Source organism: Mycolicibacterium llatzerense (assembly GCF_025331195.1).
GTDB classification, from domain to species: domain Bacteria; phylum Actinomycetota; class Actinomycetes; order Mycobacteriales; family Mycobacteriaceae; genus Mycobacterium; species Mycobacterium llatzerense.
Map to the genome: position 1 here is coordinate 1 of NZ_LXOV01000012.1, position 20,036 is coordinate 20,036.

The window sequence follows — 20,036 nt, forward strand, 5'->3', positions numbered from 1 at the left end:
GTTTTTGTTTGGAGAGTTTGATCCTGGCTCAGGACGAACGCTGGCGGCGTGCTTAACACATGCAAGTCGAACGGAAAGGCCCTTCGGGGTACTCGAGTGGCGAACGGGTGAGTAACACGTGGGTGATCTGCCCTGCACTTTGGGATAAGCCTGGGAAACTGGGTCTAATACCGAATATGACCACGCTCTTCATGGGGTGTGGTGGAAAGCTTTTGCGGTGTGGGATGGGCCCGCGGCCTATCAGCTTGTTGGTGGGGTAATGGCCTACCAAGGCGACGACGGGTAGCCGGCCTGAGAGGGTGACCGGCCACACTGGGACTGAGATACGGCCCAGACTCCTACGGGAGGCAGCAGTGGGGAATATTGCACAATGGGCGCAAGCCTGATGCAGCGACGCCGCGTGAGGGATGACGGCCTTCGGGTTGTAAACCTCTTTCACCAGGGACGAAGCGTAAGTGACGGTACCTGGAGAAGAAGCACCGGCCAACTACGTGCCAGCAGCCGCGGTAATACGTAGGGTGCGAGCGTTGTCCGGAATTACTGGGCGTAAAGAGCTCGTAGGTGGTTTGTCGCGTTGTTCGTGAAAACTCACAGCTTAACTGTGGGCGTGCGGGCGATACGGGCAGACTAGAGTACTGCAGGGGAGACTGGAATTCCTGGTGTAGCGGTGGAATGCGCAGATATCAGGAGGAACACCGGTGGCGAAGGCGGGTCTCTGGGCAGTAACTGACGCTGAGGAGCGAAAGCGTGGGGAGCGAACAGGATTAGATACCCTGGTAGTCCACGCCGTAAACGGTGGGTACTAGGTGTGGGTTCCTTCCTTGGGATCCGTGCCGTAGCTAACGCATTAAGTACCCCGCCTGGGGAGTACGGCCGCAAGGCTAAAACTCAAAGGAATTGACGGGGGCCCGCACAAGCGGCGGAGCATGTGGATTAATTCGATGCAACGCGAAGAACCTTACCTGGGTTTGACATGCACAGGACGCTGGTAGAGATATCAGTTCCCTTGTGGCCTGTGTGCAGGTGGTGCATGGCTGTCGTCAGCTCGTGTCGTGAGATGTTGGGTTAAGTCCCGCAACGAGCGCAACCCCTATCTTATGTTGCCAGCGCGTTATGGCGGGGACTCGTAAGAGACTGCCGGGGTCAACTCGGAGGAAGGTGGGGATGACGTCAAGTCATCATGCCCCTTATGTCCAGGGCTTCACACATGCTACAATGGCCGGTACAAAGGGCTGCGAATCCGCGAGGTGGAGCGAATCCCTTGAAAGCCGGTCTCAGTTCGGATCGGGGTCTGCAACTCGACCCCGTGAAGTTGGAGTCGCTAGTAATCGCAGATCAGCAACGCTGCGGTGAATACGTTCCCGGGCCTTGTACACACCGCCCGTCACGTCATGAAAGTCGGTAACACCCGAAGCCGGTGGCCTAACCCTTGTGGAGGGAGCCGTCGAAGGTGGGATCGGCGATTGGGACGAAGTCGTAACAAGGTAGCCGTACCGGAAGGTGCGGCTGGATCACCTCCTTTCTAAGGAGCACCATTTATCGATTCCCCCGTGCCGGCAATAGTGCCGGGGTTCATGGTTGGGAGATGGCCGGCGCCTGTAGTGGGTTTGCTGGTGGGTGCATACAACAAACGTTCGTCTCGGTGGAAATCCTGGGGCGTGAAGAATGGCCAGACACACTGTTGGGTCCTGAGACAACAGGCCCGTTGCTTCCCCTCTTTGTGGGGTGGGAGACACCGCTCCGTTGGGGGTGGTGGGGGTTGTTGTTGCCTCACCGGTTTTGGTGGTGGGGTGTGGTGTTTGACTTGTGGATAGTGGTTGCGAGCATCTAACGCGCAAATTGTGTACTCCGAATCTTCGGGTTCGGGGATGTTTTTTGTGTGTTGATGTGCAATTTTGATTCTTGTTTTCAATTGGTTTTTGTGCGTAAGTGTTTAAGGGCGCATGGTGGATGCCTTGGCATCAGAGGCCGATGAAGGACGTAGGAGGCTGCGATAAGCCTCGGGGAGCTGCCAACCGAGCGTTGATCCGAGGATGTCCGAATGGGGAAACCCAGCACGAGTTATGTCGTGTTACCCATGCCTGAATATATAGGGTGTGGGAGGTAACGCGGGGAAGTGAAACATCTCAGTACCCGTAGGAAGAGAAAACAATTGTGATTCCGTGAGTAGTGGCGAGCGAAAGCGGATGAGGCTAAACCGTATGCATGTGATACCGGGTAGGGGTTGTGTGTGCGGGGTTGTGGGACCTATCTTTTCAGCTCTATCCGGCTGGAGGGCAGTAAGAAAATGTCGTGGTTAACGGAAGTGGCTTGGGATGGCCTGCCGTAGAGGGTGAGAGTCCCGTACGTGAAAACCCGATGTCTGCCTTGATGGTGTTCCCGAGTAGCAGCGGGCCCGTGAAATCTGCTGTGAATCTGCCGAGACCACTCGGTAAGCCTAAATACCTTCTGATGACCGATAGCGGATTAGTACCGTGAGGGAATGGTGAAAAGTACCCCGGGAGGGGAGTGAAATAGTACCTGAAACCGTGTGCCTACAATCCGTCAGAGCCCTCCTTTTGGTGGGGTGATGGCGTGCCTTTTGAAGAATGAGCCTGCGAGTCAGGGACATGTCGCGAGGTTAACCCGTGGGGGGTAGCCGTAGCGAAAGCGAGTCTGAATAGGGCGTATCCCGTAAGGGTGTAGTGGCATGTTCTGGACCCGAAGCGGAGTGATCTACCCATGGCCAGGGTGAAGCGCGGGTAAGACCGCGTGGAGGCCCGAACCCACTTAGGTTGAAGACTGAGGGGATGAGTTGTGGGTAGGGGTGAAAGGCCAATCAAACTCCGTGATAGCTGGTTCTCCCCGAAATGCATTTAGGTGCAGCGTTGCGTGTTTCTTGCCGGAGGTAGAGCTACTGGATGGCCGATGGGCCTCACCAGGTTACTGACGTCAGCCAAACTCCGAATGCCGGTAAGACAAAAGCGTGGCAGTGAGACGGCGGGGGATAAGCTCCGTGCGTCGAGAGGGAAACAGCCCAGATCGCCGACTAAGGCCCCTAAGCGTGTGCTAAGTGGAAAAGGATGTGCAGTCGCGAAGACAACCAGGAGGTTGGCTTAGAAGCAGCCACCCTTGAAAGAGTGCGTAATAGCTCACTGGTCAAGTGATTGTGCGCCGATAATGTAGCGGGGCTCAAGCACACCGCCGAAGTCGCGGCATCCGCAAGGATGGGTAGGGGAGCGTCCTGCATCCGGTGAAGCAGCCTAGTGATGGAGCTGTGGAGGGTGTGGGAGTGAGAATGCAGGCATGAGTAGCGAATAGGCAAGTGAGAACCTTGCCCGCCGAAAGACCAAGGGTTCCTGGGGCAGGCCAGTCCGCCCAGGGTGAGTCGGGACCTAAGGCGAGGCCGACAGGCGTAGTCGATGGACAACGGGTTGATATTCCCGTACCCGTGTGTGTGCGTCCGTGATGAATCCATTGTGCTAACCATCCAAATGGCACGTGATGATCCTTTCGGGGATCACGTGTTGCCGGCTGCGTGGGACCCTGGTGGGTAGTAGTCAAGCGACGGGGTGACGCAGGAAGGTAGCCGTACCGGTCAGTGGTAATACCGGGGTAAGCCTGTAGGACGAACGATAGGCAAATCCGTCGTTCATATGTCTGAGAGGTGATGCATAGCCGAGTGAGGCGAATTCGGTGATCCTATGCTGCCAAGAAAAGCCTCTAGCGAGTGCACACATGGCCCGTACCCCAAACCAACACAGGTGGTCAGGTAGAGAATACTAAGGCGTACGAGTTAACTATGGTTAAGGAACTCGGCAAAATACCTCCGTAACTTCGGGAGAAGGAGGACCCCTTACTGTCAACACCCTTGCGGTGGGCAGCGGTGGGGGGTGGCACAAACCAGTGAGAAGCGACTGTTTACTAAAAACACAGGTCCGTGCGAAGTCGCAAGACGATGTATACGGACTGACGCCTGCCCGGTGCTGGAAGGTTAAGAGGACCTGTTAACTCCTTCGGGGGTGAAGCGGAGAATTTAAGCCCCAGTAAACGGCGGTGGTAACTATAACCATCCTAAGGTAGCGAAATTCCTTGTCGGGTAAGTTCCGACCTGCACGAATGGCGTAACGACTTCTCAACTGTCTCAACCATAGACTCGGCGAAATTGCACTACGAGTAAAGATGCTCGTTACGCGCGGCAGGACGAAAAGACCCCGGGACCTTCACTACAACTTGGTATTGGAGTTCGGTACGGTTTGTGTAGGATAGGTGGGAGACTGTGAAGCGCACACGCCAGTGTGTGTGGAGTCGTTGTTGAAATACCACTCTGATCGTATTGGGCTTCTAACTTCGGACCGTATATCCGGTCCAGGGACAGTGCCTGGTGGGTAGTTTAACTGGGGCGGTTGCCTCCTAAAATGTAACGGAGGCGCCCAAAGGTTCCCTCAACCTGGACGGCAATCAGGTGTTGAGTGTAAGTGCACAAGGGAGCTTGACTGCGAGACCTACAAGTCGAGCAGGGACGAAAGTCGGGACTAGTGATCCGGCACCCCCGAGTGGAAGGGGTGTCGCTCAACGGATAAAAGGTACCCCGGGGATAACAGGCTGATCTTCCCCAAGAGTCCATATCGACGGGATGGTTTGGCACCTCGATGTCGGCTCGTCGCATCCTGGGGCTGGAGCAGGTCCCAAGGGTTGGGCTGTTCGCCCATTAAAGCGGCACGCGAGCTGGGTTTAGAACGTCGTGAGACAGTTCGGTCTCTATCCGCCGCGCGCGTCAGAAACTTGAGGAAACCTGTCCCTAGTACGAGAGGACCGGGACGGACGAACCTCTGGTCTACCAGTTGTCCCACCAGGGGCACCGCTGGATAGCTACGTTCGGACAGGATAACCGCTGAAAGCATCTAAGCGGGAAACCTCTTCCAAGACCAGGTTTCTCACCCTTTTAGAGGGATAAGGCCCCCCGCAGACCACGGGATTGATAGGCCAGACCTGCACACCCAGTAATGGGTTCAGGGAACTGGTACTAACCGGCCGAAAACTTACACACACCAAAAAAGAACCAATTGTGTGTAAACAAGAACATTGCACATCGTGCCCGCAACCACTATTCACGACACAAAAGTCGAACAGACCACACCCCACCACCAAATAACACCCCCCAAAAGGGTGCTAAACGGCCGGTGGAGGCGTAATTAAATAGAGTTACGGCGGCAACAGCGGCAGGGAAACGCCCGGTCCCATCCCGAACCCGGAAGCTAAGCCTGCCAGCGCCGATGATACTGCCCTGCACGGGCGGAAAAGTAGGACACCGCCGAACACAAATTAGGAATCACCCCCCACATTTATGTGGGGGGTGATTCTATTTGAGGAATTTCTATTTCTCAGCTCGGAAATAGGCCTCGGGCCGGCCGCCGATGGGTTCGGCGCCGGTGCTCGGATGGCGAGTTTCGCGGGCAAAGTTCGGCCAATGACATGTCGGGCCGTATTCTGACCTGAGATTTCGTAGGGAAAGGTTCCAGTGGTCGACAACAGGCAGGGCGACGATCGTCGCCCCTCGCGCAGGGACGATGGCGACGCACGGCGAGGACAGCGGCCTCAGCGTGACCGCCCGCAGGGACCCAGGCGGCCCGGCTCCGATCGGAACGGCCGGCCACCTCAGTCCCGTGACGCGTCGACGTCGGATCGGCCGGCTGGACCCAGGCTGCCCGATGATGTCGAAGCCAAGCAGCTGTCGCCCGAGGTCCGTCGTGAGCTGACGACCCTCGACAAGGCGACTGCCGACTATGTGGCCAAGCACCTGGTCATGGCCGGCGATCTCATCGAAGAAGATCCTGAAGCAGCACTTGAGCATGCGCGGGCCGCGCGCGCTCGTGCTTCGCGCATCGCCGCAATCCGCGAAGCCGTCGGCATCGCGGCCTATTACTGCGGGGACTGGGCGCAGGCCCTGTCGGAGCTGCGCGCGGCGCGACGGATGGGGAGCAAGTCTCCGCTGCTTGCCCTGATCGCCGACTGTGAGCGCGGTGTCGGCCGTCCGGAGCGCGCCATCGAGTTGGGCCGCAGTCCCGAAGCCGAGCAGCTCACCGGTGATGACGCCGACGAACTGAAGATCGTCCTGGCTGGCGCGCGGTGCGACCTGGGGCAGCCGGCTCAGGCGCTGGCGCTGCTGTCGAATCCGCCGCTGGATTCCACGCGCACGGGCCAGACCGCGGCGCGGCTGTTCTACGTGTACGCCGAGACGCTGCTCGCCCTCGACCGCACGAATGACGCACTCCAGTGGTTCCTTCATGCGGCGGCTGCGGACCTGGAAGGCGTCACGGATGCCGAGGACCGCGCCGCCGAATTGGGCTGACGTGACGACGCTGGCACTGCTGCACGACTGTCTGCTCCTGGATCTCGACGGCACGGTCTTCCGTGGGCATGAGGCCACGGAAGGAGCTGTCGACGCGCTCGCCGCGGTCACGTCCCGCAAGCTCTACGTCACCAACAACGCGTCGCGAAGCCCGGCGGAGGTGGCCGATCACCTCGACGCGCTCGGCTTCTCCGCGCATGCCGACGATGTGGTGACCAGCGCCCAGAGTGCGGCACACCTGCTGGCGCTGCAGCTGCCGCAGGGCGCGAAGGTCCTGGTCATCGGAACCGATGCGCTGGTGACCGAGGTCGCCAACGTCGGGCTGCTTCCCGTACGGCAATTCTCCGACGATCCCGTCGCTGTGGTGCAGGGACATTCGCCGCAGACCGGGTGGGCCGACCTCGCCGAGGCGGCGTTGACCATCCGGGCCGGCGGTCTCTGGGTGGCGGCCAATGTCGACAAGACGCTGCCGTCGGAACGTGGTCTGCTACCCGGCAACGGGTCGATGGTCGCTGCGCTGCAGACCGCCACCGAACAGGTGCCGCAGGTCGCCGGCAAGCCGCAGCCGACGTTGATGAACGACGCCCTGGCCCGCGGCCGGTACGAGACCCCACTGGTGGTCGGGGACCGGCTCGACACCGATATTTCGGGAGCCAACGCCGCCGGTCTGCCGAGCCTGATGGTGCTGACCGGCGTGAACACCGCAGCCGACATGGTGCATGCCATCCCCACTGAGCGTCCCGATTACGTGGCGCCGGATCTGCGCTCGCTCGCGACTCCTGCGGACGTGCTGCGGATCGGCCCGCACCCCGCGTGGCAGGTCGAGATGTCGGGTGATGACGTCACGGTGCATGCCACCGGCGAACCGATCGACGACGCACTGTCGGTGGTCCGGGCCACCGCCGTCGCGGTATGGGCGACATCCGCCAACGGGCGGGTTCGGATCTCGGCAGGCGACGACACGGCACGCGCGGCATTGGATCAGTGGTCGCTGCTCGACGGCACCGATCCGCTAGCGTGAACATCGCTATGAGTACCGATCCTGACCAGATCCGCGAAGACATCGCGGTCCTGCTGTCCCACCTCCCGGATCTGTCCGGCGAAGGTGACGAGACCCCGGACCTCGAAGCTGTCGCGGCGGGTTTGGACCACGCCCACAATCTGCTGGTCCGGGCCCTGGAATCGGTCGAGAAGGGGTGATCGCACGTGACGCGACGCGCACGTGTTGATGCTGAACTCGTCCGGCGGGGGCTCGCCCGGTCTCGTCAACAGGCTGCCGAACTGATCGAGGCCGGCCGCGTGACCATCGACGGCATGCGAGCATCGAAAGCCTCGACCGCGGTCACGCCCGCGGCCAATCTCCTGGTCGCCGAATCTGCCGAACGCAGTTGGGTGTCTCGCGGTGCCCACAAGCTGATCGGTGCCCTCGATGCGTTCGGCGTCTCGCCGGAGGGACGGCGCTGCCTGGACGCTGGGGCCTCTACCGGGGGTTTCACCGAGGTGCTGCTGGACCGTGGCGCGCGCGAGATCGTCGCCGCCGACGTCGGGTATGGCCAGTTGGCCTGGTCATTGCGGTCCGATGATCGCGTCATCGTCATGGAGCGGACGAACGTGCGGGAGCTGACGGCCGAGGCCATCGGCGGGCCGGTCGACCTGGTGGTGGCCGATCTGTCGTTCATCTCTCTGGCCACCGTCCTACCGGCACTGACCGCATGTGCGTCGGCCCAAGCCGATATCGTTCCCATGGTGAAGCCGCAGTTCGAGGTGGGTAAGGATCGAGTCGGAGCCGGTGGTGTGGTTTCCGACCCGGAATTGCGCGCCGATGCCGTGTTGACGGTGGCGCGGCGGGCCGCTGAACTCGGCTGGCACGCAGTCGACGTCACGGCCAGCCCGCTGCCTGGCCCGTCCGGCAACGTGGAGTTCTTCCTGCGATTGCGGGCCACCACTGATCAACCGCTCGAGGGTGACGCGCTGGTCGCCGCCGTCGGCCGCGCCGTCGCCGAGGGGCCGCAGTGACGCGCGAACGCACCGTCCTGCTGGTGATCCACACCGGGCGCGACGAAGCCACCGAGACCGCGACCCGGGTGGAAAAGGTACTGGGCGACAACGGAATCGGCTTGCGCGTCCTCGCGGCCGAGGCCGTCGACCGTGGTGCCCTGCACCTGGCGCCGGACCACATGCGGGAACTCGGAGTCGACATCACGGTCGTCGATCCCGACCAGCACGCGGCCGAGGGCTGCGAACTGGTCCTGGTACTCGGTGGCGACGGCACTTTCCTGCGGGCCGCGGAACTGGCCCGCAATGCCGAGATCCCGGTGGTCGGGGTGAACCTGGGACACATCGGCTTCCTGGCGGAAGCCGAGGCCGAGGCCATCGACCACGTCCTCGAGCGCATCATCGACAAGGACTACCGCGTCGAAGAGCGGATGACGCTCGACATCGGGGTCCGGGTCGACGGCGAGATCGTGCAGCGGGGCTGGGCCCTCAACGAGGCCAGCCTGGAGAAGAGCAGCCGGTTCGGTGTGCTGAGTGTGGTGCTGGAGGTCGACGGCCGGCCGGTCTCGGCGTTCGGCTGCGACGGTGTGCTGGTCTCGGCCCCCACCGGGTCGACGGCGTATGCCTTCTCCGCCGGCGGCCCGATTCTGTGGCCGGACCTGGAAGCAATCCTGGTGGTACCCAACAACGCTCACGCGCTGTTCGCCCGTCCCATGGTGACCAGCCCGGACGCTGCGATCGCGATCGAGGTCGAATCAGGCAACAATGACGCCATGGTGTTCTGCGACGGCCGTCGCCAGATGGTGGTCCCGGCCGGCGGCCGGCTGGAGGTCACCCGGTGTCACACGTCCCTGAAATGGGTTCGTCTCGACAGCGCCCCGTTCTCTGATCGTTTGGTGCGCAAATTCCGGTTGCCGGTGAAAGGGTGGCGCGGCCAGTAATGCTGACCGAGATCCGCATCGAGGCGCTTGGCGCCATCAGTGCGGCCACTGCCGAATTCGGGCGTGGCCTGACTGTGCTGACCGGGGAAACCGGTACCGGCAAGACCATGGTCGTGACGAGCCTGCATCTGCTGGGCGGTGCGCGGGCCGATGCCAGCCGGGTGCGCTCGGGCTCCGCTCGCGCGGTGGTCGAAGGCCGTTTCACCACAACAGAACTCGGTGACGGGGTCTCCGAGCGGGTCGACGGGATCCTGGAAGCCTCGGGCGCCGACCGGGACGACGACGGCAGCGTCATCGCCGCGCGGTCGGTCAGCAAGGACGGGCCGTCGCGCGCCTACCTGGGCGGCCGCAGTGTGCCGGCGAAGTCGCTGGCCACGTTCACCACCGAACTGCTCGCCCTGCACGGACAGAACGATCAGCTGCGCCTCATGCGCCCCGACGAGCAGCGCGGCGCGCTGGACCGCTACGTCGACGTGACCGGGCTGCTGGCCAAGTACCGCAAGCTGCGTGACGAATGGCTCACGGCACGTAGAGATTTGATCGACCGGCGTAACCGGGCGCGGGACCTCGCGTTGGAAGCCGACCGGCTGCAGTTCGGGCTGGGGGAGATCGACGCCGTTGCGCCGGAAGCGGGCGAGGACGACGCGCTGGTGGCTGATATCCGCCGGTTGTCCGAACTGGACGCGCTGCGCGACGCGGCACAGACCGCACGCGCGGCACTGTCCGGGGAGCTCGGTGACGGCCCGTCGGACGACGCCACCTCCGCACTGGATGCCGCTGCGCAGGCCAAGTCGGCGTTGTCGGCGACGGACGACTCCGTCCTGCGCGCCCTCGGCGACCGGCTGAGTGAGGCGCTTGCGGTGATCGGCGACGTGTCCGGCGAACTCGGTGACTACCTGTCCGAGTTGCCCAGTGACGCAAGCACTTTGGAATCCAAGCTGGCCCGCCAAGCCGAGCTGCGCAACCTCACCCGCAAGTACGCCGCCGATATCGACGGGGTGCTGCAGTGGGCTGCCGACGCCCGGCAGCGGCTGTCGCAGCTCGACGTCTCCGAAGAAGCCCTGGCTGAACTGCAGAAGCAGGTCGACGAACGGCACGACAAGGTCGTGCTGGCCGCCGCCGAGGTCACCAAGGCCCGGACGAAGGCCTCCAAATCCCTGGCCAAGGCTGTGACGTCTGAGCTGGCGGGGCTGGCGATGGGCGGCGCCGGGTTCAGCATCGCGGTCTCGCCGCTCGAAGCGCGCGCCGACGACAGCGCACCGTTGACCTTGCCGGACGGCACCGCGGTGCATGCCGGTCATGACGGCGTCGACGCCGTCGAGTTCGGCTTCACGCCGCACAGCGGTTCGGACGTGCTGCCGCTGGCCAAGAGCGCCTCGGGCGGTGAGTTGTCCCGCGTGATGCTGGCGCTCGAGGTCGTTTTGGTCGCATCGCGCGCGAATTCGATGGGCACCACCATGGTGTTCGACGAAGTCGACGCCGGTGTCGGTGGCCGGGCCGCGGTGCAGATCGGTAAGCGGCTGGCCCGGCTGGCCCGCACGCACCAGGTCATCGTGGTGACGCACCTGCCGCAGGTCGCCGCCTACGGCGACGTGCACCTGGTGGTGGAGAGCGGCCCGAAGTCGAGCCGCGTGGTCCGCCTCGAGGACGACGACCGGGTCGCCGAGTTGGCCCGCATGCTGGCCGGACTCGGCGACACCGACAGTGGCCGCGCGCACGCCCGCGAGCTGTTGGCGGCGGCCCAGCAGGAGCATGCCGCGCCCTAGTCAGTCAGGGTTCGCGGGTGACAGCTCTGCCTGGCCCCACCGCAGCGGGCTGACGTCGGTCAGCTCGATCACCTCATCGACAGTGAATTCCACTGAACATTGGGAGCCCGCGACGCCGCCGGCCCACACGATCTCGGCGGTGCCGGTGAGCTGGAGGGTGGTCCCGGTGTCCCAGTCCGGTATCAGCAGTCCACAGCGCGGGTTGGCGTTGATGTTGCCCAGCGTCATGAACATCGAGTTCCCGCGATAGTCCGGCCACCGCAGCCGGTTCGGCGAAAGCACCTGCAGGAAGCCCGGATTGCCGCCGCGGTGCGACGCATCGGCGTTCCCCTCCGGATCGGCCGATCCGATGAAGAACGTGTCGGCGCGCGCGACGATCCGCTGTAACCGTTCGTCGAGCACATCGGCGCTGCGAACGACCGCGGGAGATGCCACGTCCGCCACCTCGTCTATGTGCCTGCGCGAGATGTATTTCGGGCAGTTCGAGTACACCTGGTCGGGGTGGATACGCAGTCCGGACTCGGCCGGTTGGACGCTGCCGTTCACCCGCATGCGGCGTCGGGTCTGCGGTTCGATCGCGATCATGCCGACCTGCTGACCCGGCCGGCGCAGGACTTCGTGGAGCGGGTCGCCCGGGACGGGGAGGGCGTCGACCGCGATGGTCTGGTCGTCTTCGGCGTGCACGAAGCCGGCGGGGCCGGTGACCAGGCTGGCCCACACCCGGCCGGCGTCGTCGGTCGCGGCGAGCACGATCATCGGCTGCTCGGACAGGAAGGCCGCCGCGGCGGCCGGAATCTCCGTACGGATCATCCGGCCGACGCGGGCGGCGATCTCCGCCTGTCCCATGCGCCGCTGCACTGCCAGCTCACCGGCGTGGTAGGCATTCATGGCGCGGCTCAGAAGAATCCGCAGGTGGGGGCGGCGCCGCTCGGCGCCGGTGCGGCCTGCGCGCCATTCGGTGCGTAGATCTCCAGCCGGATGCCGTCGGGGTCGGTGAAGAAGATGCCGCCCGACGCGGCGCCTTCTCCGTGCGCCACCACACCGTCGTGGGCGAAGGTCACACCCAGCTCCTTGAGCGCGGCCTCCACGGTCTGAACCTGCTCGATGGTGTCGACCTGGAACGACAGGTGATGCAGGCCCGGGCTGCGGGTGGAGAACGCGCCGTCGCTCTGCTGCCACAAGGTCAGCCGCAGGGTGCCCTCGGAACCCAGGAAGGCGAAGCGGTGCTCGCCCTCGTCGCTGATGCCCAGCTGTTCGAAACCCAAAGCGCGGCGGTAGAAGTCGACGGATCGGGACAGGTCGGTGACGTTGAGTCCGACGTGTCCGGGGGCGAGTTTGGGTGTGATGGCGGTGGTCATCGGTTCCTCCGTTGTAACTAGTTAACTGACATTTGAAGGTTAGAATTAGTAGCGCAACGTGTCAACCACCAAAATCGAAATAGATGGTTAGCGGACTGTCGGGAGGCTGTCGATGCAGGAGAGGCGGTTAATCTCAGCTATGCGTGATCCGCGCCCGCATGTCGGCGAACCCCTCGCGCTGGACCTGCTGAACACCCGGTGGATGTCGGCGGACGGGCCGCAGGATCTCCTCACCGATGTGGCGGGGCTCCGATGTTGGCTGGTCGCCAACGATCTCGACGACCGGTGCGGCGCCGACGAGAAAACCCGGACGGCATTGGTGCGCGCTCGCGAGGCGATTCTGCAGGTGGTCACCGACGGTTCGGTTGACGAATTGAACGCAGTCCTGGACCACGGTCGCATCCGGCGGACCCTCACCGACTCCGGGCCGCAGGACGACGTGGAGGTGCCGCGATCTGAGTGGCTGCCGGGCTGGCTCGCCGCGGACAACCTGCTGCAACTGCTGGCCGAGTCGGCCGGGCGGATCAAGCAGTGCGCGCACCCGCATTGCGTCCTGTGGTTCTACGACACGTCGAAGAACGGCACCCGGCGCTGGCACTCGATGACGACCTGTGGCAACCGCGCCAAGGCTGCTCGGCACTACGCGGCGAAGCGAGATTGAGACCGATTGGCTGTTACAGATGTGACAAAAGAAAACTTCTGAGGCTGATGTTACGGCGCGCCTCCACCTCTACTTGAGGGTTCATCGCCAGAATCGACGCATGAAGATGGCAGCGCTGCTCACCCGAAATGCCGGACCGAAGCCGGGCGTGACTGGAACCGCCCGCGTTGACCGCGACATCGACCGACTGCTGCGCCGCGTCGGTCCGGGGGACATCGTCATCCTCGATGCACTGGACCTCGACCGCATCACCGCCGACGCGCTGGTGGAGGCCGAGGTCGCCGCAGTGGTGAACGCATCGTCGTCCATCTCCGGCCGATACCCGAACTTGGGCCCGGAAGTGCTTGTCGCCAACGGAGTTACGTTGATCGATGAGACCGGCCCCGAGGTCTTCAAGAAGGTCAAGGACGGCGCCAAGGTGCGGCTGCACAACGGCGGCATCTACAACGGCGATCGTCGCCTGGTCCTCGGAAACGAGCGCAGCGACGAGCAGATCCACGAGATGATGCACGAGGCCAAGAGCGGTCTCGTCGCGCACCTGGAGGCGTTCGCCGGCAACACCATCGAGTTCATCCGTAGCGAGAGCCCGCTGCTGATCGACGGCATGGGCATCCCGGACATCGACGTCGACGTGGCCCGTCGGCACGTCGTGGTCGTGACCGACGACCCCAGTGCCGAAGCCGACCTCAAGGCCATCAAGCCGTTCATCAAGGAGTACCAGCCGGTGCTCGTCGGCGTCGGGGGCGGCGCGGACGTGCTGCGCAAGGCCGGCTACCGGCCCGCGCTGATCGTCGGCGACCCCGAGGAGATGAGCGCCGACGTGTTGCGCTCCGGCGCCCAGGTGGTGCTGCCGGCCGACGCCGACGGTCACGCGAAAGGCCTTGAGCGCATTCAGGATCTGGGCGTGGGCGCCATGACCTTCCCGGCCGCCGGCTCGGCTGCGGACCTGGCGCTGCTGCTGGTCGACCACCACGGCGCCGCGCTGATCGTCACTGCCGGCCACCGTGCCAACATCGAAGAGTTCTTCGACCGCACCCGGCAGTCGAGCACGCCGTCGACGTTCCTGACCCGCCTGAAGGTGGGGGAGAAGCTGGTCGATGCGAAAGCCGTTGCGACGCTGTACCGCAGCCGGGTCTCCGGTGGCGCCATCGCGCTGCTGGTGCTGGCGATGCTGGTGGCCGTCATCGTCGCGCTGTACGTCGCGCGCGCCGACGCCACTGTCCTGCACCTGGTGACCGACTACTGGAACCGCTTCCTGCTGTGGGCTCAGGGTCTGGTGAGCTAGCCGCACGATGATTTCCCTACGCTCGCATGCGATCTCACTGGCCGCGGTGTTCCTGGCGCTGGCCATCGGGGTGATGCTCGGTTCCGGCCTGTTGTCCAACACGTTGTTGTCGGGATTGCGTGACGACAAACACGAGTTGCAGAACCAGATCAACACCCTGACCGACGACAAGAACGCGCTGAACCAGAAGCTCAGTGCGGCAGGCGAGTTCGATGCGCAGATGTCGCCGCGGATGGTGCGCGACGCGCTGGCGGGGAAGTCGGTCGTGGTGTTCCGTACCCCGGACGCCGTCACTGACGACGTCGACGCGGCCACGAAACTGATTGCGGCCGCAGGTGGTTCGGTCACCGGGACCATCGCCCTGACTCAGCAGTTCGTGGACGCCAACGCCTCGGAGAAGCTGCTGTCGGTGGTGAATTCGCCGATCGTGCCGGCCGGGCGTCAGCTCAGCACCCGGACCGTCGACCAGGGCTCCCAGGCCGGCGACCTGCTCGGCATCACCCTGCTGCGGGACCGCAACCCCGCGGTGCTACCCGTCGACGACATGCAGCGCGACACCGTGCTGGCCACGCTGCGCGACACCGGGTTCATCACCTACGGCAACCAGCGCATCGGGGTCGCCGACAGCGCGCTGATCGTCACCGGCGGCGCCCTGGGCGACGACGCCGGTAACCGCGGGGCCACGGTGGCCCGACTGGCCTCGGGCCTGGCGCCGCACGGTGCGGGCACGCTGGTGGCGGGCCGGGACGGCTGCGCCTCGGGCACCGCGGCGGTCGCAGTGGTGCGCTCCGACGCCGGACTGTCCGGCGCGGTCGGCACCGTCGACGACATCAACAGCCAGGCCGGCCGCATCACCGCCGTCCTGGCGCTGCAGCAACTCATCTCCGGCGGTCATCCGGCGCAGCTCGGCATCGGTCGCGGCGCCAGCTCGGTGACCGTCCTGCAATAACCCGCCGGCCGTGGCGACCATCACCGGCGCGTCAGCTTCAGCTCGCGCCGGTCGGTGATAGGGTGAAATTCCGTGGGTCGGCAGGCCCCCAGGTAGCTCGACCGCTACCGTGCCCCATCACCACGGAGGTCATTCTTGGCATCGCTACGCAGGCACCCACAGGCCGCGACGAAGCATATTTTTGTCAGCGGCGGGGTCGCTTCCTCGCTCGGTAAGGGTCTGACCGCCAGCAGTCTTGGCCAATTGCTCACCGCGCGTGGGTTGCACGTGACGATGCAGAAGCTGGACCCGTACCTCAACGTCGATCCCGGCACCATGAACCCGTTCCAGCACGGCGAGGTGTTCGTCACCGAGGACGGTGCCGAGACCGACCTGGACATCGGCCACTACGAGCGCTTCCTGGATCGCAACCTGTCGCGCTCGGCCAACGTCACCACCGGCCAGGTGTACTCCGAGGTCATCGCCAAGGAGCGCCGCGGCGACTACCTCGGTGACACCGTCCAGGTGATCCCGCACATCACCGACGAGATCAAGAGCCGCATCCTCGAGATGGCGCTGCCCGACGCCAAGGGCAAGCGCCCCGACGTGGTCATCACCGAAATCGGTGGCACGGTGGGCGATATCGAGTCGCAGCCGTTCCTCGAGGCCGCCCGCCAGGTCCGCCACGACGTCGGCCGGGAGAACGTCTTCTTCCTGCACGTGTCGCTGGTGCCGTACCTGGCGCCGTCGGGCGAGCTGAAGACCAAGCCCACCCAGCACTCGGTGGCCGCGCTACGCAGCATCGGTATCACCCCGGACGCGCTGATCCTGCGCTGCGACCGTGACGTGCCGGAGCCGCTGAAGAACAAGATCGCGCTGATGTGCGACGTGGACATCGACGGCGTCATCTCGACGCCGGACGCGCCGTCCATCTACGACATCCCCAAGGTGCTGCACCGCGAGGAGCTGGACGCCTACGTGGTGCGCCGGCTCAACCTGCCGTTCCGCGACGTGGACTGGTCCGAGTGGGACGACCTGCTGCGCCGGGTGCACGAGCCCAAAGAGACGGTGCGAATCGCCTTGGTGGGCAAGTACATCGACCTGTCCGACGCCTACCTCTCGGTGGCCGAGGCACTGCGCGCCGGTGGGTTCGCCCACCACTCGAAGGTCGAGATCCGCTGGGTCGCCTCCGATGACTGCGAGACCGATCAAGGTGCGGCTGCCGCGCTCGGTGACGTGCACGGCGTCCTGATCCCGGGTGGCTTCGGTATCCGCGGTATCGAGGGCAAGCTCGGAGCGATCAGCTACGCCCGTCGCCAGCGGCTGCCGCTGCTGGGCCTGTGCCTCGGCCTGCAGTGCATCGTCATCGAAGCCGCCCGGTCCGTGGGCATCAGCAGCGCCAACTCGGCGGAGTTCGACGAGCACACGCCCGACCCGGTGATCGCCACCATGGCCGACCAGCGCGACGCGGTGGCCGGCGAGGCCGACCTCGGCGGCACCATGCGCCTCGGTGCCTACCCGGCCGTGCTGCAGGCGGATTCGATCGTGGCCCAGGCGTACGACGCCACCGAGGTGTCCGAACGCCACCGGCACCGCTACGAGGTGAACAACGCCTACCGCGACCGCATCTCCGAGAGCGGGCTGAAGTTCTCCGGCACCTCGCCGGACGGACAGCTGGTCGAGTTCGTCGAGTACGACGCCGACCTGCACCCGTTCCTGGTCGGCACGCAGGCGCACCCGGAGCTCAAGAGCCGGCCGACGCGTCCGCATCCGCTGTTCTCCGCGTTCGTCGGGGCGTCGCTGGACTACAAGGCCGCCGAACGGCTGCCGCTGGAAGAGGCCGACTCCGACGTGCACGGCAACGGATCACAGAGCGACGGCTCGGACGACCAACTCGGGCAGGATGCCGAGCAGCTGCAAGAATCCCGTGGCTGAGCACGATTTCGCCACGCTTTCGAGCGAAACCGTTTACGTAGGAAAGATTTTCGCGTTGCGGGCCGACGAGGTCGCGATGCCCGGTGGTGGCTCGGCACGCCGTGAGGTGGTCGAGCACTACGGGGCGGTCGCGATCGTCGCGCTCGACCAGGACGGGAACCTGGTACTCGTGTACCAGTACCGGCACCCGATCGGGCGGCGGCTGTGGGAGCTGCCCGCCGGGCTGCTGGACATGGGCGACGAGCCGCCGCACCTCACCGCGGCCCGCGAACTCGAAGAGGAAACCGGCCTGGCCGCCGAACACTGGCAGCCGCTGATCGACGTCGACTCGGCGCCCGGATTCAGCGACGAGAGCGTGCGCATCTTCCTGGCGACCGGGCTGACCGAGATCGGCCGTCCGGACGCTCACGACGAAGAAGCCGACCTGATGGTCAAGCGGGTTCCACTGGCCGATGCGGTGCAGATGGTGTTCGACGGCGAGATCGTCAATGCCCTTGCGGTGGCCGGGATTCTGGCCGCCGCGCATCGGCCGGCCGACTTGCGTCCACTCGACGCGCCCTGGACCGACCGGCCGACCGCGCTGCGCACCCGGCGGGATCAGGACTGATGACCGGGGCGGTTTCGGCCACTTCCGCGCCTGCGGGGGTCCGTTCGCGACTGGAACAGCAGGTCCAGGGCTACCTGAACCACCTCAGCATCGAGCGGGGCGTCGCGGCCAACACCCTGAGTTCCTACCGGCGTGACATCCGCCGGTACACCGCGCACCTGGCCGGCCGCGGCATCGACGATCTGGGCGCGGTCACCGAGACCGACGTCAGCGAGTTCCTGGTCGCGCTGCGGCAGGGCGATCCGGAGAACGGCGTCGTCGCGTTGTCGTCGGTCTCTGCGGCGCGGGCCGTCATCGCGGTACGCGGGCTGCACAAGTTCGCCGCCGCCGAAGGCCTCACCGACATCGACGTCGCGCGCGGCGTGAAGCCGCCGACGCCGGGCCGCCGATTGCCCAAGAGCCTCAGCTACGACGACGTGCTGGCCCTGCTGGACGGTGCGGGCGGCGACAGCGACGCCGACAACCCGCTGACCCTGCGCAACCGCGCGCTGCTGGAACTGTTGTATTCGACCGGAGCGCGGATCTCCGAGGCGGTCGGCCTCGATCGCGACGACGTCGACACCGAGTCCCGGTCGGTGATGCTGCACGGCAAGGGCGGCAAGCAGCGGCTGGTGCCGATCGGCCGGCCCGCCGTCACGGCGCTGGACGCCTACCTGGTGCGGGGCCGTCCCGACCTGGCGCGCCGCGGCAAGGGCACACCCGCGATCTTCCTCAACGCGCGCGGCGGCCGGTTGTCCCGGCAGAGCGCCTGGCAGGTGCTGCAGGATTCGGCCGAGCGAGCCGGCATCACCGCCGCGGTCTCGCCACACACGCTGCGTCACTCGTTCGCCACGCACCTGCTCGAAGGCGGCGCCGACGTGCGCGTCGTACAGGAATTGCTCGGCCACGCGTCGGTCACCACGACGCAGATCTACACCTTGGTGACGGTCAGCGCGCTGCGCGAAGTGTGGGCCGGGGCGCACCCGCGCGCCAGATAAGGATGACGATCGGCCGGCGTTAGCATCCGGTGATGGCCTTCTACGAGATCATCGAGACGACCGGCAAGGTGATCGATGCTGTCGGTGTCGCGGTGATCGTGGGTGGTGCCGTGATCGCCCTGGCGGCATCGGTCGGCCGTCTGCGCGGACCCGAGGGCGGCGCCTACGACGCGTTCCGCAGGCAGCTCGGCCGCTCGATCCTGCTCGGGCTGGAATTCCTGGTCGCGGCCGACATCATCCGGACGGTGGCCGTCACCCCGACCGCGCAGAGCGTCGCGGTACTGGCCGGCATCGTCGCCATCCGGACCTTCCTGAGCTTCTCGCTGCAGGTCGAGATGACCGGCTCGTGGCCGTGGCAGCGTCCGGCCCGGCCGCTGGAGGGGAGTCAGCCCAAGTAGTCCGATTCGAGCACCAGGTCGGTCAGCAGGTGCTGGTACTCGACATGGGTCGAGTGCTCCACGGTGTTCCAGGTCTTGCCCTGCTGTTCTTTCATGTACGCCCGGTACTTGGGCGCGCCGGGCACCTTCACGTTGTCGGCGACCGCGATGGCGCCGCGCCGCAGCCAGCCGCGTTCCACGATCGCCAACAAGTCGTCGAGGTATGCGCTCTTGTCATGGTCGATGAACACGAAATCGAGGTTGCCCGGCCCGAACCCGCGCTCGGCCAGCCGGTCGAGGGTGGCGCCCTTGTCGCCGATGGTGCCGACCACGCAGGTGATCCGGTCGGCGACGCCGGCGTGGGTCCAGATGCGGCGGGCGATCTCCGCGTTGTCGGCCGACAGTTCGACCGTGAAGATGTGCGCGCCCGGGGCGGTACGGGCCATCAGCAGCGCGCTGTACCCGCAATAGGTGCCCAGCTCGAGCACTCGCTGGGGTTCGGCCCGGATGACGGCAGCTTCCAGCAACCGGCCTTTTTCGTCGCCGACATTGACCAGCATCGACTGCTCACGGGCGAACTTGTCGATGGTCGCGAGGACGTCATCGACGTCGCCGGGGCAGGCATTTGCTTCCACGTAGGCCGCCGCAGCGGCCTCCCGGCCGTCGCCCCACTGCCCGGTATGGACGAACTTGCGCATCCCCAGTGCCATCCGGACGAACGACCACCGCTGCTTCCAGCTCATAGCAGTCACATTAGGACAGCGGGTCTGCCGTCGTCAGCGGCGTGGCACCGTTAAACTTGCCCGGATGTTCGCTATGGGAGTCACGCCGCTGATCGGCGACGCATGACCGATGTCCCAACAGGCTTGGGAGGT

The 20,036-nt window shown here is 65.0% G+C and carries 16 protein-coding genes and 3 rRNA genes; 16 read left to right on the forward strand and 3 right to left on the reverse strand.

The window, feature by feature from the left end; translation table 11 throughout:
- Positions 1-5 precede the first annotated feature (5 nt).
- The 9 genes from A7G45_RS14880 (at position 6) to recN (ending at position 11,033) form a co-directional block, all read left to right on the forward strand.
- Positions 6-1,522, forward strand: a 16S ribosomal RNA gene (locus A7G45_RS14880).
- 401 nt (positions 1,523-1,923) lie between these two features.
- Positions 1,924-5,029 (forward strand): 23S ribosomal RNA (locus A7G45_RS14885).
- A gap of 156 nt (positions 5,030-5,185) precedes the next feature.
- Positions 5,186-5,299, forward strand: a 5S ribosomal RNA gene (gene rrf, locus A7G45_RS14890).
- The 16S, 23S and 5S rRNA genes sit together here, the layout of an rRNA operon.
- A gap of 201 nt (positions 5,300-5,500) precedes the next feature.
- On the forward strand, positions 5,501-6,331 hold the full coding sequence (locus A7G45_RS14895; protein WP_260938362.1) for a tetratricopeptide repeat protein: 831 nt from the start codon (positions 5,501-5,503) through the stop codon (positions 6,329-6,331).
- Between the two features lies 1 nt (position 6,332).
- Entirely contained in the window at positions 6,333-7,352 is a 1,020-nt protein-coding gene (locus A7G45_RS14900) for an HAD-IIA family hydrolase (RefSeq protein WP_407667538.1), read from the forward strand.
- Positions 7,353-7,360: 8 nt separating this feature from the next.
- The gene (locus tag A7G45_RS14905) at positions 7,361-7,531 is read left to right on the forward strand and encodes a hypothetical protein (protein ID WP_090562517.1); all 171 of its coding nucleotides are present in this window, start codon (positions 7,361-7,363) and stop codon (positions 7,529-7,531) included.
- 6 nt (positions 7,532-7,537) lie between these two features.
- Positions 7,538-8,347 (forward strand): TlyA family RNA methyltransferase, encoded by an 810-nt coding sequence (locus A7G45_RS14910; protein ID WP_260938366.1) that lies wholly within the window; start codon positions 7,538-7,540, stop codon positions 8,345-8,347.
- The gene (locus A7G45_RS14915) at positions 8,344-9,267 is read left to right on the forward strand and encodes an NAD kinase (protein WP_260938368.1); all 924 of its coding nucleotides are present in this window, start codon (positions 8,344-8,346) and stop codon (positions 9,265-9,267) included. Before A7G45_RS14910 ends, A7G45_RS14915 begins: the two co-directional genes overlap by 4 nt.
- Positions 9,267-11,033 carry a DNA repair protein RecN gene (gene recN / locus A7G45_RS14920; protein WP_260939709.1) on the forward strand — a complete coding sequence of 589 codons (1,767 nt, stop codon included), beginning with the start codon at positions 9,267-9,269 and terminating at the stop codon, positions 11,031-11,033. Before A7G45_RS14915 ends, recN begins: the two co-directional genes overlap by 1 nt.
- Here recN and A7G45_RS14925 read toward each other — a convergent pair whose 3' ends face one another.
- Positions 11,034-11,921, reverse strand: coding sequence for a pyridoxamine 5'-phosphate oxidase family protein (locus A7G45_RS14925; protein WP_260938370.1), 888 nt, complete (start codon positions 11,919-11,921; stop codon positions 11,034-11,036).
- Between the two features lie 8 nt (positions 11,922-11,929).
- Positions 11,930-12,391: a VOC family protein gene (locus tag A7G45_RS14930; RefSeq protein ID WP_133762793.1), complete on the reverse strand. Its 462-nt coding sequence runs from the start codon at positions 12,389-12,391 to the stop codon at positions 11,930-11,932.
- Between the two features lie 139 nt (positions 12,392-12,530).
- Between A7G45_RS14930 and A7G45_RS14935 the strand changes: the two genes are divergently transcribed.
- The 7 genes from A7G45_RS14935 (at position 12,531) to A7G45_RS14965 (ending at position 19,182) form a co-directional block, all read left to right on the forward strand.
- Positions 12,531-13,052 (forward strand): CGNR zinc finger domain-containing protein, encoded by a 522-nt coding sequence (locus A7G45_RS14935; RefSeq protein WP_260938376.1) that lies wholly within the window; start codon positions 12,531-12,533, stop codon positions 13,050-13,052.
- A 100-nt stretch (positions 13,053-13,152) separates the two neighbouring features.
- Positions 13,153-14,337 (forward strand): putative cytokinetic ring protein SteA, encoded by a 1,185-nt coding sequence (gene steA / locus A7G45_RS14940; protein ID WP_043398752.1) that lies wholly within the window; start codon positions 13,153-13,155, stop codon positions 14,335-14,337.
- A 7-nt stretch (positions 14,338-14,344) separates the two neighbouring features.
- Entirely contained in the window at positions 14,345-15,286 is a 942-nt protein-coding gene (locus A7G45_RS14945) for a copper transporter (RefSeq protein WP_043398749.1), read from the forward strand.
- Positions 15,287-15,421: 135 nt separating this feature from the next.
- Entirely contained in the window at positions 15,422-17,200 is a 1,779-nt protein-coding gene (locus tag A7G45_RS14950; RefSeq protein ID WP_260938381.1) for a CTP synthase, read from the forward strand.
- Positions 17,193-17,807 (forward strand): NUDIX domain-containing protein, encoded by a 615-nt coding sequence (locus A7G45_RS14955; protein ID WP_260938382.1) that lies wholly within the window; start codon positions 17,193-17,195, stop codon positions 17,805-17,807. The genes A7G45_RS14950 and A7G45_RS14955 overlap by 8 nt, the downstream gene beginning before the upstream one ends.
- Positions 17,807-18,784, forward strand: a complete 978-nt coding sequence (gene xerD, locus A7G45_RS14960) for a site-specific tyrosine recombinase XerD (RefSeq protein ID WP_043987840.1) — start codon at positions 17,807-17,809, stop codon at positions 18,782-18,784. The genes A7G45_RS14955 and xerD overlap by 1 nt, the downstream gene beginning before the upstream one ends.
- Before the next feature lie 32 nt (positions 18,785-18,816).
- Positions 18,817-19,182 (forward strand): DUF1622 domain-containing protein, encoded by a 366-nt coding sequence (locus tag A7G45_RS14965; RefSeq protein ID WP_260938384.1) that lies wholly within the window; start codon positions 18,817-18,819, stop codon positions 19,180-19,182.
- On the opposite strand, the gene A7G45_RS14970 is transcribed toward A7G45_RS14965, so the two are convergent.
- Positions 19,170-19,904, reverse strand: a complete 735-nt coding sequence (locus A7G45_RS14970) for an O-methyltransferase (protein WP_260938385.1) — start codon at positions 19,902-19,904, stop codon at positions 19,170-19,172. The two genes, A7G45_RS14965 and A7G45_RS14970, sit on opposite strands and share 13 nt — an antisense overlap.
- Positions 19,905-20,036 lie beyond the last annotated feature (132 nt).

Excerpts from the sequence above, each read along its gene's own strand:
- A7G45_RS14905 (WP_090562517.1), top strand. The coding sequence starts at position 7,361 with ATGAGTACCGATCCTGACCAGATCCGCGAAGACATCGCGGTCCTGCTG.
- recN (WP_260939709.1), top strand. The coding sequence starts at position 9,267 with ATGCTGACCGAGATCCGCATCGAGGCGCTTGGCGCCATCAGTGCGGCC.
- A7G45_RS14925 (WP_260938370.1), bottom strand. The coding sequence starts at position 11,921 with ATGAATGCCTACCACGCCGGTGAGCTGGCAGTGCAGCGGCGCATGGGA.
- A7G45_RS14930 (WP_133762793.1), bottom strand. The coding sequence starts at position 12,391 with ATGACCACCGCCATCACACCCAAACTCGCCCCCGGACACGTCGGACTC.
- A7G45_RS14935 (WP_260938376.1), top strand. The coding sequence starts at position 12,531 with ATGCGTGATCCGCGCCCGCATGTCGGCGAACCCCTCGCGCTGGACCTG.
- steA (WP_043398752.1), top strand. The coding sequence starts at position 13,153 with ATGAAGATGGCAGCGCTGCTCACCCGAAATGCCGGACCGAAGCCGGGC.
- A7G45_RS14945 (WP_043398749.1), top strand. The coding sequence starts at position 14,345 with ATGATTTCCCTACGCTCGCATGCGATCTCACTGGCCGCGGTGTTCCTG.
- xerD (WP_043987840.1), top strand. The coding sequence starts at position 17,807 with ATGACCGGGGCGGTTTCGGCCACTTCCGCGCCTGCGGGGGTCCGTTCG.
- A7G45_RS14965 (WP_260938384.1), top strand. The coding sequence starts at position 18,817 with ATGGCCTTCTACGAGATCATCGAGACGACCGGCAAGGTGATCGATGCT.
- A7G45_RS14970 (WP_260938385.1), bottom strand. The coding sequence starts at position 19,904 with ATGAGCTGGAAGCAGCGGTGGTCGTTCGTCCGGATGGCACTGGGGATG.